This window comes from Streptomyces venezuelae (assembly GCF_008642375.1).
Taxonomy (GTDB): Bacteria; Actinomycetota; Actinomycetes; order Streptomycetales; family Streptomycetaceae; genus Streptomyces; species Streptomyces venezuelae_G.
In genome coordinates this window covers 7,198,653-7,218,372 of the sequence record NZ_CP029194.1, presented here as the reverse complement: position 1 = coordinate 7,218,372, position 19,720 = coordinate 7,198,653, and the positions used below count along the sequence as shown (strand labels likewise).

Annotated in this window: 16 protein-coding genes; 6 read left to right on the top strand and 10 right to left on the bottom strand. The window is 75.1% G+C overall.

What is annotated here, in order from left to right; genetic code table 11:
• Positions 1 to 16 precede the first annotated feature (16 nt).
• From DEJ46_RS33030 to DEJ46_RS33015, 4 genes are all read right to left on the bottom strand, one after another.
• On the bottom strand, positions 17 to 928 hold the full coding sequence (locus DEJ46_RS33030) for a hypothetical protein (protein WP_150272238.1): 912 nt from the start codon (positions 926 to 928) through the stop codon (positions 17 to 19).
• Positions 925 to 1,755 (bottom strand): hypothetical protein, encoded by an 831-nt coding sequence (locus tag DEJ46_RS33025; RefSeq protein WP_150272236.1) that lies wholly within the window; start codon positions 1,753 to 1,755, stop codon positions 925 to 927. The genes DEJ46_RS33030 and DEJ46_RS33025 overlap by 4 nt, the downstream gene beginning before the upstream one ends.
• Complete coding sequence (locus DEJ46_RS33020) at positions 1,752 to 3,278, bottom strand: hypothetical protein (RefSeq protein ID WP_150272234.1); 1,527 nt, start codon at positions 3,276 to 3,278, stop codon at positions 1,752 to 1,754. Before DEJ46_RS33020 ends, DEJ46_RS33025 begins: the two co-directional genes overlap by 4 nt.
• Positions 3,279 to 3,464: 186 nt before the next feature.
• Positions 3,465 to 4,166: a GntR family transcriptional regulator gene (locus tag DEJ46_RS33015; protein ID WP_150272232.1), complete on the bottom strand. Its 702-nt coding sequence runs from the start codon at positions 4,164 to 4,166 to the stop codon at positions 3,465 to 3,467.
• 174 nt (positions 4,167 to 4,340) lie between these two features.
• Here DEJ46_RS33015 and DEJ46_RS33010 point away from each other — a divergent pair, with 174 nt between their 5' ends.
• From DEJ46_RS33010 to DEJ46_RS32995, 4 genes are read left to right on the top strand one after another with little or no spacing between them, the layout of a single operon-like run.
• On the top strand, positions 4,341 to 5,621 hold the full coding sequence (locus tag DEJ46_RS33010; RefSeq protein ID WP_150272230.1) for an MFS transporter: 1,281 nt from the start codon (positions 4,341 to 4,343) through the stop codon (positions 5,619 to 5,621).
• A 56-nt stretch (positions 5,622 to 5,677) separates the two neighbouring features.
• Complete coding sequence (locus DEJ46_RS33005) at positions 5,678 to 6,442, top strand: LamB/YcsF family protein (protein WP_150272228.1); 765 nt, start codon at positions 5,678 to 5,680, stop codon at positions 6,440 to 6,442.
• Complete coding sequence (locus DEJ46_RS33000; RefSeq protein WP_150272227.1) at positions 6,439 to 7,137, top strand: 5-oxoprolinase subunit B family protein; 699 nt, start codon at positions 6,439 to 6,441, stop codon at positions 7,135 to 7,137. Before DEJ46_RS33005 ends, DEJ46_RS33000 begins: the two co-directional genes overlap by 4 nt.
• Positions 7,134 to 7,997 (top strand): biotin-dependent carboxyltransferase family protein, encoded by an 864-nt coding sequence (locus DEJ46_RS32995; RefSeq protein WP_150272225.1) that lies wholly within the window; start codon positions 7,134 to 7,136, stop codon positions 7,995 to 7,997. Before DEJ46_RS33000 ends, DEJ46_RS32995 begins: the two co-directional genes overlap by 4 nt.
• Here the strand turns inward: DEJ46_RS32995 and DEJ46_RS32990 are convergent.
• The 6 genes from DEJ46_RS32990 to DEJ46_RS32965 all read right to left on the bottom strand — a co-directional run bounded on the left by DEJ46_RS32990 (position 7,981) and on the right by DEJ46_RS32965 (position 17,384).
• Complete coding sequence (locus tag DEJ46_RS32990; protein WP_150272223.1) at positions 7,981 to 11,610, bottom strand: hydantoinase B/oxoprolinase family protein; 3,630 nt, start codon at positions 11,608 to 11,610, stop codon at positions 7,981 to 7,983. The two genes, DEJ46_RS32995 and DEJ46_RS32990, sit on opposite strands and share 17 nt — an antisense overlap.
• The gene (locus DEJ46_RS32985) at positions 11,607 to 12,548 is read right to left on the bottom strand and encodes an SGNH/GDSL hydrolase family protein (protein WP_150272221.1); all 942 of its coding nucleotides are present in this window, start codon (positions 12,546 to 12,548) and stop codon (positions 11,607 to 11,609) included. The genes DEJ46_RS32990 and DEJ46_RS32985 overlap by 4 nt, the downstream gene beginning before the upstream one ends.
• A complete protein-coding gene (locus DEJ46_RS32980) occupies positions 12,545 to 13,855 on the bottom strand; it encodes a glycosyltransferase (RefSeq protein WP_411757794.1) in 1,311 nt (436 codons plus the stop codon). The genes DEJ46_RS32985 and DEJ46_RS32980 overlap by 4 nt, the downstream gene beginning before the upstream one ends.
• An 80-nt stretch (positions 13,856 to 13,935) precedes the next feature.
• Positions 13,936 to 15,057, bottom strand: a complete 1,122-nt coding sequence (locus DEJ46_RS32975) for a glycosyltransferase family 4 protein (protein ID WP_150272219.1) — start codon at positions 15,055 to 15,057, stop codon at positions 13,936 to 13,938.
• Between the two features lie 264 nt (positions 15,058 to 15,321).
• Complete coding sequence (locus tag DEJ46_RS32970) at positions 15,322 to 16,737, bottom strand: HEAT repeat domain-containing protein (RefSeq protein ID WP_150272217.1); 1,416 nt, start codon at positions 16,735 to 16,737, stop codon at positions 15,322 to 15,324.
• A gap of 254 nt (positions 16,738 to 16,991) precedes the next feature.
• Complete coding sequence (locus DEJ46_RS32965) at positions 16,992 to 17,384, bottom strand: ankyrin repeat domain-containing protein (RefSeq protein ID WP_150272215.1); 393 nt, start codon at positions 17,382 to 17,384, stop codon at positions 16,992 to 16,994.
• 308 nt (positions 17,385 to 17,692) lie between these two features.
• Here DEJ46_RS32965 and DEJ46_RS32960 point away from each other — a divergent pair, with 308 nt between their 5' ends.
• Both DEJ46_RS32960 and DEJ46_RS32955 read left to right on the top strand, forming a co-directional pair.
• Positions 17,693 to 17,887 (top strand): hypothetical protein, encoded by a 195-nt coding sequence (locus DEJ46_RS32960; RefSeq protein ID WP_015032212.1) that lies wholly within the window; start codon positions 17,693 to 17,695, stop codon positions 17,885 to 17,887.
• A gap of 66 nt (positions 17,888 to 17,953) precedes the next feature.
• A complete protein-coding gene (locus DEJ46_RS32955; RefSeq protein ID WP_150272213.1) occupies positions 17,954 to 19,717 on the top strand; it encodes a hypothetical protein in 1,764 nt (587 codons plus the stop codon).
• Positions 19,718 to 19,720: the final 3 nt, after the last annotated feature.

Genomic DNA, 19,720 nt, shown 5'->3' with positions numbered 1-19,720 from the left:
GGGCGGGGCGACGGCGCTACGCGTGGAAGGGAAGGCCGGCGTCGGCGGCGAGTTCCAGGTCGTCGCCCTCGGGCGGCGGGACGAGGGTCGCGGTGCCGTCGCTCACCGGCACGACGCCGAGTTCGAGGAGCTCGGCCATGGCGGCGGAACCGGCCATGTCGCGGACCTGGAGCTGGTAGCGGGCGGTGGTGCGGTAGGAGCCGCCGCCCTCGTCGCCGGTGCGCTGGAGGAAGCCGGAGTCGGTGAGGAAGGCGGCGGCCTTGCCGACGATTCCGGTGGTGGATCCGGCGAGGCGGCGGGCGTCCTTGGTGGCTCCGGTGGCGCTGCGGCGGGCGTAGATCCGCCAGCCGGCCTCCAGGCCGGGGGCGTCGGAGGCGGGGTCGGTGTTCTCGCCCTGTTCCTCGGCGCGCTGCTCCAGACGCAGACAGGCCTGACGTACGAAGGCGTCGACGCCGTTGACGGTGAGGCGGCCGATGTAGGCGTCGTCGGCGAGGTCCTCGGGGCGGGGGAAGGCCATGGCGGCGACGGCGAGGTGGGCCAGGCCGTGCAGGAACCGGTCGGCGGAGTCCGTCGAGGCGCGGCGGGCGTAGTCGCCCATGCGGACGGCGAAGACGGAGTCCTCGCCGGCGGTGACGGCCATCCCGGCGCGCGGGGAGACCTCCAGGACGACGAGGCCGAGGCCGGTGGCCACGGCGTCGGCGAGGCGCGCGAAGGCGGGGTCCTCGCGGTAGCGGCGGAGCAGCTCGGTGTACTCGGCGTCCCGGGCCGGGAGCAGCTTGGGCTGGAGCCCGAAGGAGACGAGCCGGGCCGCGTCGGCGGCGTCGGCGGGGGTGATCGCGGACGACGGGGCCGGGGCGGGGCCCGGCTGGGGGTGCGGGGGCTCCTGCTCGCTCCACCCGTCGGCGTACTCGGCGTGGATCTCGCTCACGGCTGGGGCTCCTCGGTGCGGCTCTCGGGCGGTACGTCGTCGGTGACGGGTCGGGGTACGGGCAGCGGCAGGGGTACGGGGGTGACGGCCGCCGGTGCGGGTGCGGGGCGGCGGGAGGGCGCGGCCGGGTCGGCCGTGAGCCGCACCGCCCGCACGGTCGGGACGCTCCTGCGCCGCGCAGCGGCGTCGGCCCGGGACGGATCCCCTGCCGGTACGGCTCCGAGCCGGGGCGGCATCCCGGGCTCCGGCCGCGACTCGGCGCCGGCCTGCCCGCGCGCGCCACCGGGCGGATCCACGAGCACGGCCCGCACCCGCGGGCCGCTACCGGCCCGGCCGGTCGCCGCGGCCGCCGCCCCCGGGCGGAGGGACTCGGACTCCGGTGCCGGTTCGGGCTGAGAGTCCGACTCGGGCTGCTCCTCGGGCGCTGCCGACGCCGCCCTGGGGCCGGGTACGGCGACGGCACCGACGCCGACGGCCCCTTCGGCCCGGGCCTGCTCGGCTGCGGAGGTCAAGGTCGGCTCGGCCTGCTCAGCGGCGGAAGTCGAAGCCGGCTCGGCCGGCGCGGCGGTGGACGTCTCGGGCGCGGACGCACCGAACAGGGCATCCACCGGCGCGGACGCCCCGGGTGCGGGCGTCCCGGCCGCGGGCGATCCGGGCGTCGACGGCGGAAGCGCGGGATCCGTGTGCGTGGACTGGCCGGGCGTGGACGTGCCGGGTCGCCGCGGCTCCGTCGGGGTGTCGGCCGTGGCCGGCGTCGGTGTCGCCGGGAGTTCCTGCCGGGCGGGGGGGTCGGAGGGGTCCGTGGGGGCGGCCGGGGTGAGGGTCACGTGGACTCCGAGCGGTCCGCGGCCATGCCCACCGCGTCGAGGAGGGCCGTACCGACGATGAGGTCGGCGCCGCCGAACTCCGGGTCGTCCAGCGGGGTGCCGTCGTCGACGGCGAACAGGAGCCGTTCCTCGCCCTGGCGGTAGGCCGTGCCGACCGGCGGGCTGGCCGCGTGCACGGCGAGCAGGGCCACCAGGTAGGGCAGGTCGCCGTCCAGAAGGCGGGCCTCGGCCAGCAGGCCGGAGAGCCGGCGCGGGGCGTCGTGCTCCAGGTCGAGCAGGCGCATGGCGTTCGCCAGCTGCTCCTCGCTGAAGCGGGAGTCGTCGGGCGTGGCGATGAGGTCCGGCTCGGGCATCTCCGCGCCGAGGTGCTCGCGCTCCACGGGCGGGGTGAGCAGCAGGTCGACGAGGTCGCCGAGGCGGACGGAGGCGGGGGTGCGCAGTCCCGTTCCGTGGGCGAAGAAGGCGTCGGTGACCTTGCCCGCCTGCTCGACGGGGAGCGGCAGGATCGGGGCGACGAGCTGCCCGTACAGGTCGAGGCCGGTGTACGCGGTGGGGGCGGCGAAGGCCTGCCGGTCCTGCTCGGCGCGGAAGAGCGGTCCGGCCTCCAGGAGGCGGGACTGGAGCTGGGTGTGGCGCCGGATGCAGTCCTTGACGATGTCGACGAGCTCGGCCGCGCGGCGCTTGTGCTCCTGGTCCTCGGCCTCGTCCCGGGCCTTGCGGATGTTGGTGAGGATCGCGTTCTCGTGGCGGTAGCGGTCGGCCACGTGGTCGAGCGCCTCGTCGATCATGTCCGGCACCGCCTGGAGCCAGTCCACCGCGCGGACGTTGCGCCGGGTGGCCTCCAGGGTCTTGCGGAGGGTCTCGGCGTACTGCACGGTGCGGTACCGCGCCTGCTCGGCGGCGAGCTGGGCGTCGGCGAGGCGGCCCCGGCTGATGAGGACCTCCAGCTTCACCTCGGCGGCGATCTGGGCGCTGGTGACGTCGGTGTCGAGGGCGCCGACGAGGACGTTGACTGCTTCGTCGGTGGTGCGGAGGTAGACGCCGCCCCCGTAGCCCGGGACCTCTTCGATGAGCTTGAAGTCGTAGTCCCTGCGGACGTAGACCCCGTCGGTGCCGAAGGTGCCGTAGACGGCGCGGAAGCCCCGGTCGACGCTGCCGACGTTGATCAGGTTCTCCAGGACCCAGCGGGCCACGCGCTCGTGCTCGGCGGCGGGGCGGGAGGGGGCCTGGGCGGCGACGCGGGGCAGCAGCCGGGCGACGATCTGCTCGTGGTCGGCGCCGGTGTCGAAGTCCATGTTGAGTGTGACGAGGTCGATCGCGGAGAGGGCCACCTCGGCCATCGCGTAGACCGAGTACTCGCCGGCCAGGTTCGCCTTGCGCGCGTCGAGGTCGTGCAGCGGGGCGGTGCACGCGAGCGCGCGGAGGCGCCGCGCGAGCCCTTCGTCGGCGGCCGGGCCCTGTGCGGGTCGCGGCGCCGCGCTGAGCTGGGGCGGAGCGAGGTCCGTCGAGGCAGGCGAAGTCACGGTGGACAGATTAGGTCCTCGAACTGACAACGGTCGAAACGGCGCAGATGCGACCGGGCCCGCGGAGGCCGCCGGGCTGCCGGCCGGGGGCGGCCCGGTCGTCGGTCGAGGGACCGGTCGGAGGTCGGTCAGGAGCCCGCCGGGCCCGTCGGTCGCGGCCCCGCCCCGCCGTCGGTCATAAGCCCCTCACAGCCCCGTCGGGTCGTCCACGGCCTGCGCGTAGGCCGCGGCGACGCGGGTGCGGGAGTCGTCGAGGTAGCGGGCCAGGAGTCGTTCCGCCGTGGCGCGCTCCCCGGCACGCAGCGCGTCCAGGATCTCCCGGTTCCGCAGGAGATAGGGCTCGTGCAGCGCGCGCGGGTCGTCGACGACGTGGAACGCGAGCCGGAGTTCCGCGAGGACGCCGCGCATCAGCTCGTCCGTGCGCGCGCTGCCGGCGAGGGCGACGAGTTCGCGGTGGAAGTGGATGTTGGCCGTGGAGACGCCCCGCCAGTCCTCGGCGCGGGCCGCGCTCTCGCCCTCCACGACGGCGGCGACGAGGCCGTCGACGGCGTAGGGAGGCTGCCCGAGACCCCGGACGACGGCGCATTCGACGAGCCGCCGGGTGCGGTAGATGTCGTCCACGTCACCCACGGCGAGCACCCGGACGAAGACCCCGCGGTTGAGCTCGTGGACGAGCAGGCGCTCGTGGGTCAGGAGCCGGAAGGCCTCGCGGAGTGTGTTGCGGGACACACCGAGGGCGCCGCCGATGCTCTCCTCGGAGAGCCGGACGCCCGGCGGGAAGTAGCCCTCCGCGATCCGGGTCCGCAGGATGTCCGCGACCCGCTCCGCCGTGCTCGTACGCCCGAGCAGCGCGCGGTCGTCCGCCAGGCCTCCGGTCTCACCACTCACGTCCACAGCGCCTCTCCCCTTCCGTCGCCCGCGGCCGAGTCAACCGCAGAAAGCGGAATTCAGGAAGCGCCGACATCCCTCTTGTCGGATCGTTGAACAATCCCCTACCTTGGCGGCACCGCACGGTTCCCCGGTACGTCACTCAGGCACGCCTCCCCCTCCTGCGAGGTGCAGATGAGCACGACACAGATCCGGCAGCAGCCCCAGGGCGAACAGCCCGACGACACGGGCGCGTTCGCCTGGCTGCGCGCCCTCGGGCCGCGCGGCCGGCGCGCCTTCGGCGGCGCGTTCGGCGGATACGCCCTGGACTCCTACGACTTCTTCACCCTGCCCCTGTCGATGGTGGCCATCGCCGCCTACTTCAACCTCGACAAGGGGCAGACCGGCCTCCTGACCACCGTCACCCTCGTCGTCTCGGCGGTCGGCGGCGCGCTCGCCGGCGTCCTCGCCGACCGCGTCGGCCGGGTCAAGGCACTGATGATCACGGTCGTCACGTACGCGCTCTTCACCGTGCTCTGCGGCTTCGCCCCGAACTACGAGACCCTGCTGGTCTTCCGGGCGCTCCAGGGCCTCGGCTTCGGCGGCGAGTGGGCCGTCGGCGCGATCCTCGTCGCCGAGTACGCCTCCGCCAAGCACCGGGGCCGTACGCTCGGCGCCGTCCAGAGCGCCTGGGCGGCCGGCTGGGCCCTCGCGGTGCTCGCGTACACCCTGGTGTTCCAGTTCGCCGACGCGGACCTCGCCTGGCGGATCCTCTTCTGGACGGGCGCGCTGCCCGCGCTCCTCGTCGTGTACGTGCGACGGAACGTGGAGGACGCCCCGCAGGCGGCCGAGCTCCGGCGGGCCGACTCGGAGCGCGGCTCCTTCCGGGCGGTCTTCCGTCCCCCGCTGCTGCGCACCACGCTCTTCGCGACCCTGCTCTCGACCGGCGTCCAGGGCGGCTACTACACGCTCGCCACCTGGGTGCCGACCTTCCTGAAGACCGAGCGCGGGCTGACGGTGGTCGGCACCGGCGGCTATCTGGCCTTCCTCATCTCCGGTGCCTTCGCGGGCTATCTGACCGGGGGCTACCTCACGGACCGGCTCGGCCGGAAGAAGAACATCGCGCTCTTCGCCGTCCTGTCCGCCCTGTCCGTCCTCGCGTACACGAACATCCCCGTCGGCGCGAACTCCCTTCTGCTGGTGCTGGGTTTCCCCCTCGGTTTCTGCATGTCGGCCATCTTCAGCGGCTTCGGCTCCTTCCTGGCGGAGCTGTACCCGACGCCGGTCCGCGGGACCGGGCAGGGACTCACGTACAACACGGGCCGTGCGATCGGCGCCGTCTTCCCCACGCTGGTCGGATTCCTCGCCGGCAGCTGGGGAGTGGGCGGGGCCCTGGTGTTCGGCGCCGTCGGCTACGGTCTGGCCGTCCTGGCCCTGTTCGGACTCCCCGAGACGCGCGGGAGGGAACTCGTGTAACGGGACCCGCAGCACCACCGCACGACCGCACGACCAGGTGAGAAAGGAAGCACCACATGGCCTGGGCCTCGATCGATCTCAACGCCGACCTCGGTGAAGGCTTCGGCCGATGGACGCTGACCGACGACGAGCGGCTGCTCTCCGTCGTCACCAGCGCCAACGTGGCCTGCGGTTTCCACGCCGGGGACGCGGCCACCATGCGGCGCGTCTGCGAGCTCGCGGCCGAACGGGGGGTACGGATCGGGGCCCAGGTCTCCTACCGGGACCTGGCCGGCTTCGGGCGGCGCGCGATGGACGTCCCGGCGGCGGAGCTGGCCGCCGAGGTGGCGTACCAGATCGGCGCCCTGGAGGTCTTCGCCCGGGCGGCGGGCTCGCGCGTCTCGTACGTGAAGCCGCACGGCGCGCTCTACAACCGGGTGGTCCGGGACGAGGAGCAGGCGGCGGCGGTCGTCGACGGCGTCCTGCTCGCCGACCGGACGCTGCCCGTCCTGGGACTCCCGGGGTCCCGGCTGCACGAGGCCGCGGCGGAGGCCGGACTTCCGGTCGTCCCCGAGGCCTTCGGCGACCGGGCCTACCGGGCCGACGGCTCCCTGCTGCCACGGGGGCAGGCGGGGGCCGTCGTCAGTGATCCGGCCCAGGTCGTGGAGCGCTCGGTCGCCATGGCCCGGTTCGGGGTCGTGACGGCGCACTGCGGGAACTCCGTCGCCGTCCGGGCCCGGTCGCTGTGCCTGCACGGCGACACCCCGGGCGCGGTGGAACTGGCCCGCCGGGTCCGGGAACGCCTGGAGAGCTCCGGGGTCCGGGTGGAGGCCTTCGCATGAGCGTGCGGACGCTGCGCGTCGGCGACCGGGCGCTCCTGGTGGAGCTGGCCGGCGGCGCGGAGACGGAGGCCTTCCACGCCGAGCTGCTGAGGCGACGGGCCGCGGGGGCGCTCCCCGGCGTACGGGAGATCGTGCCGGCGGCGCGGACGGTGCTGCTCGACGGCGTGGACGAACCGGGGCGGCTCGCGGCCGAGTTGCCGCGCTGGGAGTCCGGACCGCTCCACGCGCGCGTGGAGGCGGTGGTGGAGGTGCCGGTCCGCTACGACGGGCCGGATCTGACGGAGGTCGCGGCGCTGTGGGGGGTGTCCGTCGAGGAGGCGGTACGCGTCCACACGGCGACCGAGTTCCGGGTCGCCTTCTGTGGGTTCGCGCCGGGCTTCGGCTATCTGACCGGTCTCGACGAGCGGTACGAGGTGCCGCGCCGGGCCACCCCGCGTACGGCCGTCCCCGCGGGATCCGTCGCCCTGGCCGGCCCGTACACCGGTGTGTACCCGCGCTCCTCCCCCGGCGGCTGGCAGCTGATCGGCACGACGGACGTGGTGCTGTGGGACACGGGGCGTGAGCCCGCCGCACTGCTCGCGCCCGGGACCCGGGTGCGGTTCACGGCGGTGGGCGGGCCGACGGGCGAGGTCGGGCGCGTGCCGGTGGGCGTGCCTACGGCCGAGGTCGGGTACGCGGCGGAGGGCGGGCGGTGACCGACCGTGCCGTCGCCGTGGTGCGGGCCGGAGCGCTGACCACCGTGCAGGACCTGGGGCGCGCGGGGTACGCGCATCTCGGCGTGCCCCGCTCGGGCGCCCTCGACCCCGGTGCCGTACGCCTCCTCAACCGCCTCGTCGGCAGCGCGGAGGAGGCCGCCGTCCTGGAGACGACCGTCGACGGGTGCGCGCTGCGGCCCCGGTGCGCCGTCACCGTCGCCGTGGGCGGTGCGCCCTGCCCGGTCCGGGTGGACGGGCGCCCGGCCGCCTGGGGGACGGCGGTCCGCGTGCTGGCCGGGTCGCTCCTGGAGGTCGGCGCGGCCGTCCGCGGGCTGCGCTCGTACGTGGCGTTCGGCGGCGGGCTCGCCGTCGATCCCGTGCTCGGCAGCCGCTCCACCGACCTGCTGTCCGGGCTCGGCCCGGCGCCGCTGGCGGAGGGGGCGGTGCTGCCGCTGGGAGCGGACACGGCCGCACGGGGGTCGGTCGACGCTCCTCCCTGGCCGGGCCCGCCGGACGAACTCGTCCTGCGGGTCCGGCTGGGCCCCCGCGACGACTGGTTCACCGCCGCAGCCCTGCGCGCCTTCGCCACGCGCGCGTACCGGGTGTCGCCGGCGAGCAACCGGATCGGGCTGCGCCTCGAAGGGCCGGCCCTGGAGCGGGCCCGGCCGGGAGAGCTGGCGAGCGAGGGCATGGTCCTGGGCGCGGTCCAGGTGCCGCCGGACGGGCGCCCGGTGGTCTTCCTCGCGGACCATCCCACGACCGGGGGCTATCCGGTGGTCGCGGTGGTCCGGGAGGCCGACCTGGGCGCGGCGGCGCAGGCGGTGCCGGGGACGCCGGTGCGGTTCATCCCGGTGCGCTGACGCCTCCCGGTGCGCTGACGCCTCCCGGCGGCGGGCCGTAGCCGCCACCGCCGGGAGTGCGCAGGACCAGCACGTCGCCGGGACCCATCTCCGTGGTCGCGGCGCCGCCGAGCTGCTCGACGGTGCCGTCGGCGCGTTCCACGAGGTTCTCGCCGAGGGCGCCCGGCTCGCCACCCGCCATCCCGTACGGCGGGACCCTGCGGTGTCCGGTGAGGAGGGCCACCGTCATCGGTTCCAGGAAGCGGATGCGGCGCTCGACCCCGTGGCCGCCGTGCCACCGGCCGCGCCCGCCGCCGTCCTCCCGTACCGCGAAGGAGTCGACCCGGACCGGGTGGCGCCATTCCAGGACCTCGGGGTCGGTGAGCCGGGAGTTGGTCATGTGGGTCTGGACGGCGTCGGCGCCGTCGAAGCCGTCCCCCGCGCCCGAGCCGCTGGCGACCGTCTCGTAGTACTGCACGCGCGCGTTGCCGAAGGTGACGTTGTTCATGGTGCCGGAGCCCTCGGCCTGGACGCCGAGGGCCGCGTAGAGCGCGCCCGTGACGGCCTGGGAGGTCTCGACGTTCCCGGCGACGGTGGCGGCGGGGTGGACGGGCGCGAGCATGGAGCCGGGCGGGACGCGGACCTCCAGGGGTTCCAGGCAGCCGCTGTTGAGCGGGATGTCCTCGTCGACGAGGGTGCGGAAGACGTACAGGACGGCGGCCAGGACGACGGACGTGGGCGCGTTGGCGTTCCCGGGGAGCTGGGGCGAGGTGCCGGTGAAGTCGACGACGGCGGAGCGGCGTTCGCGGTCGACGCGGACCGCGACCTGGATGACGGCGCCGTCGTCGGTCTCGTAGCGGTACGCGCCGTCGTGGAGGCGCGCGACGATGCGGCGGACGGACTCCTCGGCGTTGGCGCGGACGTGCCGCATGTACGCCTGGACGACGTCGACGCCGAACTCCTCGACCGTCCGGCGCAGTTCCTCGATGCCCTTCTCGTTGGCGGCGATCTGCGCGCGCAGGTCGGCGAGGTTGGTGTCGGGGTCGCGGGAGGGGTGGCGGGCGCCGGTGAGCAGGGCCCTGGTCTCGGTCTCGCGGAGTCTGCCGTCCCGGACGAGCAGCCAGTTGTCGAAGAGGACGCCCTCCTCCTCGACCGTGCGGCTGAAGGCGGGCATGGAGCCGGGGGTGATGCCGCCGATCTCGGCGTGGTGGCCGCGCGAGGCGACCAGGAAGCGGAGCTCCCCGCCGGTGTCGTCGAAGACGGGGGTCACGACGGTCACGTCGGGCAGGTGGGTGCCGCCGTGGTAAGGGTCGTTGATCGCGTACACGTCGCCGGGCCGCAGGTCGTCCGCGCGCCGGCGCAGGACCTCCTTGATGGACTCGCCCATGGAGCCGAGGTGGACGGGGATGTGGGGTGCGTTGGCGATGAGGTTGCCCTCGGCGTCGAAGAGCGCGCAGGAGAAGTCGAGGCGTTCCTTGATGTTGACCGAGTGGGCGGTGTTCTCCAGGCGCACGCCCATCTGTTCGGCGATGGCCATGAAGAGGTTGTTGAAGACCTCGAGGAGGACCGGGTCGACGTCCGTCCCCGCGGCCACGCGCGCGGGGCGCGGGGTGACGCGGCGCAGGAGGAGGTGTCCGCCGTCGGTCGCGGTGGCCCGCCAGCCGGTGTCGACGACGGTCGTGGCGTCGGCCTCGGCGAGGAGGGCGGGGCCGTCGACGGTGTCGCCGGGGCGGAGGTCCTCGCGCCGGTGGAGGGGTGTGTCGTGGGGTGTGCCGCCGCTGTGGGTCCGGACGGTGGTGCGGGGCGTGAGGGGTCCTGTCCGCGCGCCGGTGTCGACGAGGACGGGGCCATGGGGTCCGGCTCGGCCGACGGCCTCGACGGAGACCGCCTCCGCGACGAGCGGCTTGTCCATGGTGAACGCGTACCGCGTCCGATGGACGGCTGTGAACGCGGTTTTCATCGCTTCGGCGGGGGCGAGGTCGACGGGGAGGCTCGCGTCCGTCCCCGCGTACCGCAGGAGCACGCGCGCGTGGGTGGTGATCGCCGTGTCCGGCAGTCCGTCGGCGCGCAGCTCCTCGCGGGTCCGCTCGGCGAGTTCGGCGCAGAGGGCCGTCACGCGCGCGTGAGTGCCGGGGGCGTCGAGTTCGGCCTCGACGGACCGCTCCCGCATGGCGGTGGCGTCGGCGAGCCCGATGCCGTACGCGGACAGCACGCCGGCCAGCGGGGGTACGAGGACGGTGTCGACGCCCAGGGCGTCGGCGACGGCGCAGGCGTGCTGTCCGCCGGCCCCGCCGAAGCTGGTGAGGGCGTACCGGGTGACGTCGTGGCCGCGCTGGACGGAGATCTTCTTGACGGCGTTGGCCATGTTGAGGACGGCGATCTCCAGGAAGCCCGCCGCGACCTCCTCCGGGGTCCGGCCGCCGCCGATCTTCTCGGCGAGGGCCGTGAACCGCTCCCGTACGACCTCGGCGTCCAGGGGCCGGTCGCCGGTCTCGCCGAACACGGCGGGGAAGTGGTCGGGCTGGACGCGGCCGAGCATGACGTTGGCGTCGGTGACGGTGAGCGGTCCGCCGCGGCGATAGCAGGCGGGGCCGGGGACGGCGCCCGCCGAGTCGGGGCCCACGCGGTAGCGGCGGCCGTCGTAGTGGAGGACGGAGCCGCCGCCCGCCGCGACGGTGTGGATGCTCATCATGGGAGCCCGCATCCGCACCCCGGCGACCTGTGTGCCGAGTTCTCGCTCGAAGGCGCCCGCGTAGTGCGACACGTCCGTGGACGTGCCGCCCATGTCGAAGCCGATGACCCGCTCGTGTCCCGCCTGGGCCGAGGTGCGGGCCATGCCGACGACGCCGCCCGCCGGTCCGGACAGGACGGCGTCCTTGCCGCGGAAGTGGGCGGCCTCGCGCAGTCCTCCGTTGGACTGCATGAACATGAGGCGGATTCCGGCGAGTTCGCGGGCGACCTCGTCGACGTACCGGCGCAGGATGGGCGAGAGGTAGGCGTCGACGACGGTGGTGTCGCCGCGCGGGATCAGCTTGATGAGCGGGCTGACCTCGTGCGAGCAGCTGACCTGGGTGAAGCCGGCGGCCCTGGCGGCCTCCGCGATCCGGGTCTCGTGGGCGGGGTGGCGGTAGCCGTGCAGCAGGACGACGGCGACGGAGCGGAGACCGTCCCGGTGGGCGGCGGCGAGCGCCTCGGCGACGGCGGCCTCGTCCAGGGGGCGGACGACGTGGCCGTGGGCGTCGACGCGCTCCGGGACCTCGGCCACGCGCGCGTACACCGCCTCGGGCAGCACGATGTGCCGGTCGAAGAGCCGGGGCCGGTTCTGGTAGGCGATGCGCAGGGCGTCGCGGAAGCCCTCGGTGACAAGGAGGAGGGTATGTTCGCCGCGCCGCTCCAGGAGGGCGTTGGTCGCGACGGTGGTGCCCATCTTGACGACGGCGATCCGGTCGGCGGGGACGGGTTCGCCGGGCTCCAGGCCGAGGAGCGCGCGGATCCCGGCGACGGCTGCGTCCTGTTGCCGTACGGGGTCGTGCGAGAGCAGTTTGCGGGTGACGAGCCGTCCGTCGGGCCGCCGTCCGACGACGTCGGTGAAGGTTCCGCCCCGGTCGATCCAGAACTCCCAGCGCCCGTTCATCTCCCCATTGTGGCCGTGAGCGCGGCGGCGAGGGCGGCGTCCGCGCGCGCGTCCAGGGGTTCGGTGCCGGTGCCGTCGGCCCAGTGGCGGAGTTCGGCACCGGCGAGCAGGAGCAGCTGAGGGAGCAGGTCGCGGCTGCGGCGCAGCACCCAGCCGGTTCCGGCGGTGGCGAGCCAGAGCAGGGCCTCCGTGCGGGTCGGCGGCGGCTGCGCGGGCTCCCGCGCGGGTGGTGTGCCGTGGGCGAGCCCCCGGGTGGCGAGGAGCCCGTGGAAGCCCGCGGCGACGGCCCGGTGGCCGCGTTCGCCCGGGTGGAGCCGGTCGGCGCTCCACAGGGCTCGGTTCTCGGTCCAGGCGTCGTCGGCGAGGTGGAGATGGACCGCGTCGTACCGGTCGGACAGGGCGTGCACGACCGCGTTGACGGAGCGCTGGCGGCGGGCCAGCGGGCGGGAGAGGGGCGGGGGAAGGCCGAGCATCCGCCCGGGGTCGGGCAGGCAGGCGGTGAGGAGGACGGCGCCGGCGGCGTCGAGGTCCGTGAGGACGCGGTCGAGGCGGTCGGCGAGGAGTCCGATGTCGAAGGTGCGGCGCAGGGTGTCGTTGACCCCGACGACCACGGAGGCGAGATGCGGCCGGAAGGCGACGGCCCGGGGCCGCTGGTCCTCGTCGACGTCCCGGCTGAGGGCGCCGCCGACGGCGAGGTTCAGGAGCACCGTCCGCCGGGCGCCGGGCGCGGGCCCGGCGGACGAGAGCCCTTCCGCCGGCAGCCCGTCGGCCGGGAGTCCGTCGGCCAGCAGGGGTGCCCAGCCGCGCCAGGCCCCGTCCACCCGGTCGCCGACGCCCTCGCTGAACGAGTCGCCGAGCACGGCGAATCGGACGGGACCGTCCGGGCCTCCGGGCCCGGGAGGCACCTCCGTCCGGGCCCCCAGGGACTCGACCGTCATCGACGTACCTCCTCGGAGCGGGACGGGACGGTCCGCGGCGGAAGCGACGGCCGGGGGACGAGTGCCGGTCCGGGCGGCTGTACGTGTGGGAATGCCGGTACGTGTGGGAGTGCCGGTACATGTGGGAGTGCCGGTACGTGTGGGAGTGCCGGTACGTGTGGGAGTGCCGGTACGTGTGGGGGGGCCTGCACTGCCGCCGGCGACGGCGCCGCGTCGTGGGCGTGGAGGAACGCTGCGACCGACCGCTCCCAGGTGAATCCCTCCGCACGCGCGCGTGCGGCCGCCCGGCGGGCGTTCTCCGGGAGGGCGAGCAGCCTCAGGACGGCGGCCGCGAAGGCCTCCGGAGTGTCGGCGGCCACGGCCCCGGCGGTCCCGACGACCTCGGGGAGGGCGGAGGAGGCGCTGACGACGACCGGCGTCCCGCAGGCGAGCGCCTCCAGGGCAGAGAGGCCGAAGGTCTCCGCGGGCCCCGGGGCCAGGCACACGTCGGCGGCGGCCTGGAGGTCGGCGAGGCTCTCCCGGTCGGTGACGTGCCCGAGGAACCGCACCGGGAGGCGCCGCTCGCGCGCCCGACGCTCCAGGGCGCCCCGCAGGGGCCCGTCGCCCGCGACGACCAGCGCCGCCCGGACCCCGGCCTGCCGGAGCTCCGCGAGGGCGTCCAGGGCCGTGCCGGGCCGCTTCTCGACGGAGAGGCGCGAGCAGAGCGCCAGGAGGACCCGCTCCCCGTCCGCGTACCGGGCCCGGAGCACGGTGCTGCGGCGGCCGGGCCGGCAGCGCTCCAGGTCCACGCCGAGCGGAGCCCGTACGACGTTGCGCGCCCCGATCCGTACGAACTCGCGCTCCGCCCACTCCGTGGTGCAGACGATCCGGGCGAAGGCCCAGGCCGTGCGGCGGTTGAGGCGGTCCGCCGCGCGGGCCGCGAGCGCGGGGGGAACGCCCCAGGTGCGCAGCACGCCGTCCGCCGTCTCGTGGGAGACCATCACCGAGGGCACCCGGGCGCGGCGCGCCCACTCCCCCGTCCACCGCAGGGTCGTACGGTCCGAGACCTCGACGCGGTCGGGGGCGAGTGCGTCCAGGAGGCGTGCGACGCGGCGCCGGTCGGCGAGTACCCGGTAGCCGCCGGTGCCGGGCAGGACGGGCCCCGGGAGGGTGATGACCCGGCCCTGGTCGGTGTGGTGGTCGCTCGCGACGTCGCCGGGGACGACGAGGACGGGTTCGTGACCGGCGGCGAGGTAGCCGCGGCCCAGCTGGTCGAGCGCGGTGCGCAGACCGCCGGAGGTGGCCGTCACGAAGTTGGCGAGCCGCACGATACGGAGCCCGCCGCCCGGACCGCTTTCCGGACCGCTCCCCGGAAGGAGGGCACCTCCCAGGGCCGTACGACCGCGCGTCACGCCGCCACCGCCGTCCGCTCGCGCAGGACCTCCCGGTAGTGGCCGATCAGCTCGTCTCCGAGCGCCTCCCAGGTGCGGCCCTCGACGGCGGCCCGGCCGGCCTGCCCGTAGGCGGCGCGCACGTCCGGAGCCGCGGCGAGCGAGGTGACGGCCTCCCGCAGCGCGTCCGGGTCGCCGGGCGGTACGAGGAGCCCCGTGCGCCCGTGGTCGACCAGGTCCAGCGGCCCGCCGGCCGCCGGCGCGATCACCGGGACCCCGCTCGCCATGGCCTCCTGGACGGTCTGGCAGAAGGTCTCGTACGGGCCGGTGTGGGCGAAGACGTCGAGCGAGGCGAAGATCCGGGCGAGGTCGTCGCCGGTGCGGCGGCCCAGGAACAGGGCGTCCGGCAGGGCGGCGCGCAGCCCGGGCCCGCTGGGCCCGTCGCCGACGACCACGGTCCGGACGCCCGGTATCCCGCGGATCCCGGCGAGGAGGTCCACGCGTTTCTCGGGCGCGAGCCGGCCCACGTAGCCGACGAGGAGCTCACCGCCGGGTGCGAGTGCGCGGCGCAGGCCGGCGTCGCGCAGGCCGGGACGGAAGCGGACGGTGTCCACGCCGCGTCCCCAGAGCCGGATGCGGCCGATGCCGTGGGCCTCCAGGTCGCGTACGGCGGCGGACGACGGGGCGAGGGTGCGGTCGGCGGCGCCGTGCACGGCGCGGAGCCGGCGCCAGGCGGCGCCCTCGCCGGTGCCGACGTAGGTCCGGGCGTATCCGGCGAGGTCGGTCTGGTAGACGGCGACGGCGGGGATGCCGAGCCGGGCGGCGGCCGTCATTCCGCGCACTCCGAGGACGAAGGGTCCGGCGAGGTGGACGAGGTCGGCGCGGTGCGCGGCGATGGCGGCGGCGACCCGGCGGCTGGGCAGGGCGACCCGGACCTGGGGGTAGCCGGGCAGAGGCAGGGAGGGCACCCGTACGACGGGGCAGGGGGCGTCGGCGTCGGCCGCCTGGCCGGCGACGGCGGGGGCGATGACGAGCGGGGTGTGGCCCCGGCGGACGAGGTGGCGCGCGGTCTGGAGGGCGCAGTGCGCCACACCGTTGACATCGGGAGGGAAGGATTCTGTGACGATGACGACACGCATACGGGTGTTGTCGTCCCGCTTGGCGTGTACCCGCCGACGTCGATCTGGACGGTGGGGGAACGTCCCATGAGCGTTTCGCCGTGGCGGCCGGAACGCCCGCCGGGCGTCCGGTCACCGGACGCCCGGGGCGGGGCCACGATCGGCGGGATCTCCGCCGCAGGCCGCGCCGCCCCGGGGTCCGGGCGACAGGGTGGGAAGGGTCCGGACCGGATCAGACCTGGGGAGGGGTCAGGCCTGGGACGGGAACGGGACCGGGGACCGGCGTCAGACCTGGAGATCCGGTCCTATCCGGTTGCGCACCGCCGTCTGGACCTCGGCCTCCTCGGCCGGGTCGGCGGCGAGGCGGCGGAGCCGCTCGGCGACCCGTACGTCGCCGGTCTCGGCATGCTGGGCGGCCACCTCGCGGGTGGTCTCCTCGCAGTCCCAGAGGCATTCGACGGCGAAGCCGGTCGCGAAGGTGGGGTCGGTGGCGGCGAGGGCCCGGGCCACTCGGCCGCGCAGCTGGGAGGAGGACGTCTCGCGGTAGACGTGGCGCAGCACGGGTGCGGCGACCGCGATGTCGAGGCGTCCCGCTCCGTCGACGAGGGCGGCGAGCTCGGGGGCGTCCGGCCCGGCGGCGCGGATGGTGCCGCGCAGCGCCCCGAGGACGAGGCCGGCGTCCTGCGCCGTGCCGCGGCAGGCGAGGACCTCGGCGGCGGCGGTGCCGAGCTCGTCGGTGCGCCGGACCCATGCACGGGCGCGGGCGACCGCGTCCTCGCCGCACATGCGCCGGTAGGCGGCGACGGCGGCCTCGGCGACCGGGCCGGAGCCTCCGTCGACAGCGGCCTCCACGAGGTCGAGGACGGCGGGGTCCCGCGATTCGGCGAGGTGGTGCAGTGCGGCGCCGCGCGCTCCCGTGGAACCGTCGCGGGCGGCGGCGAGGAGCTCGGGGCGGTCCTCGGGACCGGCGACGGCGGTGAGGCAGCGGGCGGCGGGGCCGTAGAGCACGGCACCTCGCTCGTACCCCTCCTGCGCCCAGTCGAGGACGGCCCGCACGCTCCAGCCGGGGCGGGGGCCCGCGGGGCGCATCTGGCGCTGCCAGCGGTCGAAGGACCCCGTCTCCTGGGCGGCCCTGACCCGGGCGCCCACGGCGTCCCGCTGGTCCTCGGCCCACAGCCGCCAGGGCCGGGGTTCGAAGGCGTCACGCACGACGCCCGCCAGCTCTGCGTCGCCGGCCGGGTCGGCCGGGAAGCGGGCGAGCACGGGCAGGGCGAGCCCGCGGAGCCCGGCGTCGTCGTCGCGCAGGGCCAGCTCGTCCAGGGCCCAGGCCCAGTTCGTGCCGGTCGCCGCGTAGCGCCGGAGCAGGAGCAGGGCGTCCTGGCGGCCGTAGGAGGCGAGGTGCCCCAGGACGGCGAGCGCGAGCCCGGTCCTGGACTCCTCGGGGTCGAGGTGGTCCTCGGCACCGAAGAGGTGCGCCTCGATCTCCTCGAGACCGCCGTGGAGGTCCAGGTAGAGACGGGCGTAGTAGAGGGAGCGGTTCTCGACCTGCCAGTCGTGGCGGGGGTCGGCGAGAACGCAGTGGTTGAGGGCCGCGAGGGCCTCGGCCCGTGGCGCGGCGAGCGCGTGCAGGGTGCCGTCGCCGCGGCCCCTCTGCAGCAGGCCGAGCAAGGTGCCGCTCGGCGCTATGACTGGATCGAACATGGAAGACGCCTCACATCAAGCTGTCGACACGACCGGGGGAGACCGGGATGACCCGGGTCAGGCGATACATCGGTGTACGCCTAGGCCGTGCGGCAGCATGTCGGGCCGCTCGTCGTCCTGCGCTTGCCAGTGACCATCTTCCTCTGCCTCTCGTCGGTGGCCCGGTCTGCCGGGCTCGACGTCATGATGACCCACCCATTTCGCCACCGCGACCACATTTACGACGCTGCTCTCACCTGGGGTTCAGTACCCGTTCACCGGGCTCCGAAGAGCTCCAGCAGCTCAGCCTTGCCGAACATGCGTGCGGTGTCCACGGCGGACGGAGTCCCTGACTCCGGATTTGCCCCGCCGGCGAGCAGGGCGCGGATGACGGCGTCCTCGCCCTTGAAGACGGCGCCCGCGAGCGGGGTCTGGCCGCGGTCGTTGGCGCGGTCGGCGTCGGCGCCGCGCTCCAGGAGGGCCGAGACCGCGGCGGCGTGGCCGTGGTAGGCGGCGAGCATGACGAGGGAGTCGCCCTTGTCGTTGGTGAGGTTCGCGGGGACACCCGCGTCGACATAGGCGGCCAGGGCCTCGGCGTCCCCCGTGCGCGCGAGGTCGAAGACCTTGGACGCCAGCTCGATGACCTCGGGGTCCGGAGTCTCGCTCATCGGGTGGGACCGCCTCTCTCCTGCAGTGTTGACCTGCGCACGGCAAGCGCGGCCGTACGAGTGAATCGACAGGGTACTGCCCGTCGGTCGACATGACCGCGCCCCGCCGAGGCAAAGATCACCCCGATCCGGCCAACGACCCGCTCCTAGCGCACCGCGGAGTTTTCGCCACCGGGCGAGGCATCCGCCTTGCGCCGGTCAAGTGAAATCAGGCGAATTTCACCCTAATGCACCTTTAGTCACATAGATACTTGCTGTGAACCTGGAAGGACTCATGGTGACTGTCCCCTCAACCAGGAGAACACCAAATGATCCTGTCCATCTCAGGCGTGGTCCTGCTCGGCATCATCTGCTTCCTGTTCTTCAAGAAGGACGGGATGAAGGCCTCACACGCCCTCGTCAGCGCGCTGTTCGGCTTCTACCTCGCGGGCACCGCCATCGCCCCGAGCATCACGGCGGGCGGGCAGAGCCTCGCCGGTCTCCTGGGCGGAATCAAGTTCTGACGCCCCGAGGGGGCGCCCATCCCCTGCCCCCTCCACCAGCCCCTTCCACGAAACCAGGAGTACGACGTGGCCCGGCGACCACTCCCCCGCATTCTGAGCAGCGGCAGCGCGCAGATCGCTCGTAGCCGAGAGATCGCGCGCACGGCCGCCGACAGCGCCACCGATGTGCTCCAGCCGCTCATCACGGTCTCCCGTGGTCTGCGGAAGCTGGCCGCGACCGCGCGCGCCAAGTGGGCCGCGACCCCCAAGGAGCGTCGCGGTCCCACGCTGCTCCTGGTCGCGGCCTGCGTCCTCGTCGTCGCCCTCGTGCCGTACGGGCCGCTGCTCGCGCTCGTCACGCTCATGGGCGCCGCCGCGTGGAAGGGGCGCGAACGCCCGGTCGTCAGGACCGGGCCCGACGACGCGGAGATCGCCCGGCTCAAGGGCCTGTACGAGGCCCTCGTGCCGTACTTCTCCGTCCCCGACGACCCCTCCCCGCTCTTCACCCACGGCGGTGAATGGAGCGGCGCCTTCGGGGAGTTCGCCTTCGACGAGGACGGACGGCCGACCCGGCTGAGGATCGCGTACCCCCCATACTTCACCGACGGCGAGCCGGCCGCGCGGGCCCGCGTCGAGCAGCTCCTGCACGCCAAGTCGGGACGCGGCCGCGAGTACCACTTCGACTGGGACCAGGAGGGCAACCGGCTCGTCATGAGCGTGCTGCCCGCCCTGCCCACCACCATCGCCGCCCAGCGTTTCGTCACCGTCCCGGGCGAGACCGTGCTCGGTTTCACCGACGGGGACGCCGTGCAGCGGACCGTGCCCGTGGTCGCGGCGGACGGCACGGAGGACGCCCCCGCCGTGGTCTGGCGCACCGGCCCCCGCTCCGCCGAACCGCACCTGCTGGCCGTGGGCCAGCCGGGCAGCGGCACGACCTCCCTGCTGCGCTCGATCGCGCTCCAGGCCCTCCCCCACGGAGACGTCCTGATCGTCGAGGGCGGCGGCACCGGCGAGTACGCCTGCCTGACCGGCCGCGAAGGGGTCCTCGCCGTCGAGTGCGGGCTCTCCGGCGCCCTGGCCAGCCTGGAGTGGGCGGCGCACGAGACGGAGCGGCGGCTGATCGCCGCCAACCGCGCGCGGCAGGCGGGACACCCCGCGCCGGAGGACACCCGGCGGCCGCTGTGGATCCTCCTCGACCGGCCGGGCGTCCTCGGCCACCTGGCCGCCGCCGACGGCCGGCCCGACCCGCAGGAGCTGCTCCAGGTGCCGCTGCGGCACGGGCGGGCGGCGCAGGTCACGGTGGTGGTCGCCGAACAGTTCGACAGCACGGACACACTGAGCGAGACGGTACGGAGCCACACCCGGGCGCGGATCGTGCTCGGCCCCGCCTCCGCCGAGCAGGTCGAGTCCGTCCTCGGGACCGCACCGCACACCACGCCGACGCCCCAGGTGCCGCCGGGCCGTGGCTACGCCCGCCTCGGCACCGGCCCTGTCCTGCGGCTCCAGGTGCCGGCGACGCCCGACCCGTACGACGACGCGACGAGCGAGGCACACCGCCAGGCGGTCCTCGCGCTCCTGCCGGAACGCCGCACGGCGGCGGAGGCCGTGGCCGTCGGGACGGCCGGGGCCGAAGTGACGGGCGCAGTGTCGGAGGACTTCGACTCTGAGGGGTTCGACACGGCGGCGCTCAAGAAGGTGCCGGTCGAGGCGGTCCCGGCCTCGGCCCCCGACCCGGCGCCCGCCGCCGCCCTTGCGCCCGCCCCGCCACGCCACGAGCCCGACGTCGCCCCCGTAGCCCGCTACGAGGGGGAGCCGGCCCCGCGCCACACTCCGGTGCCCGCCGAGGGCTGAGCG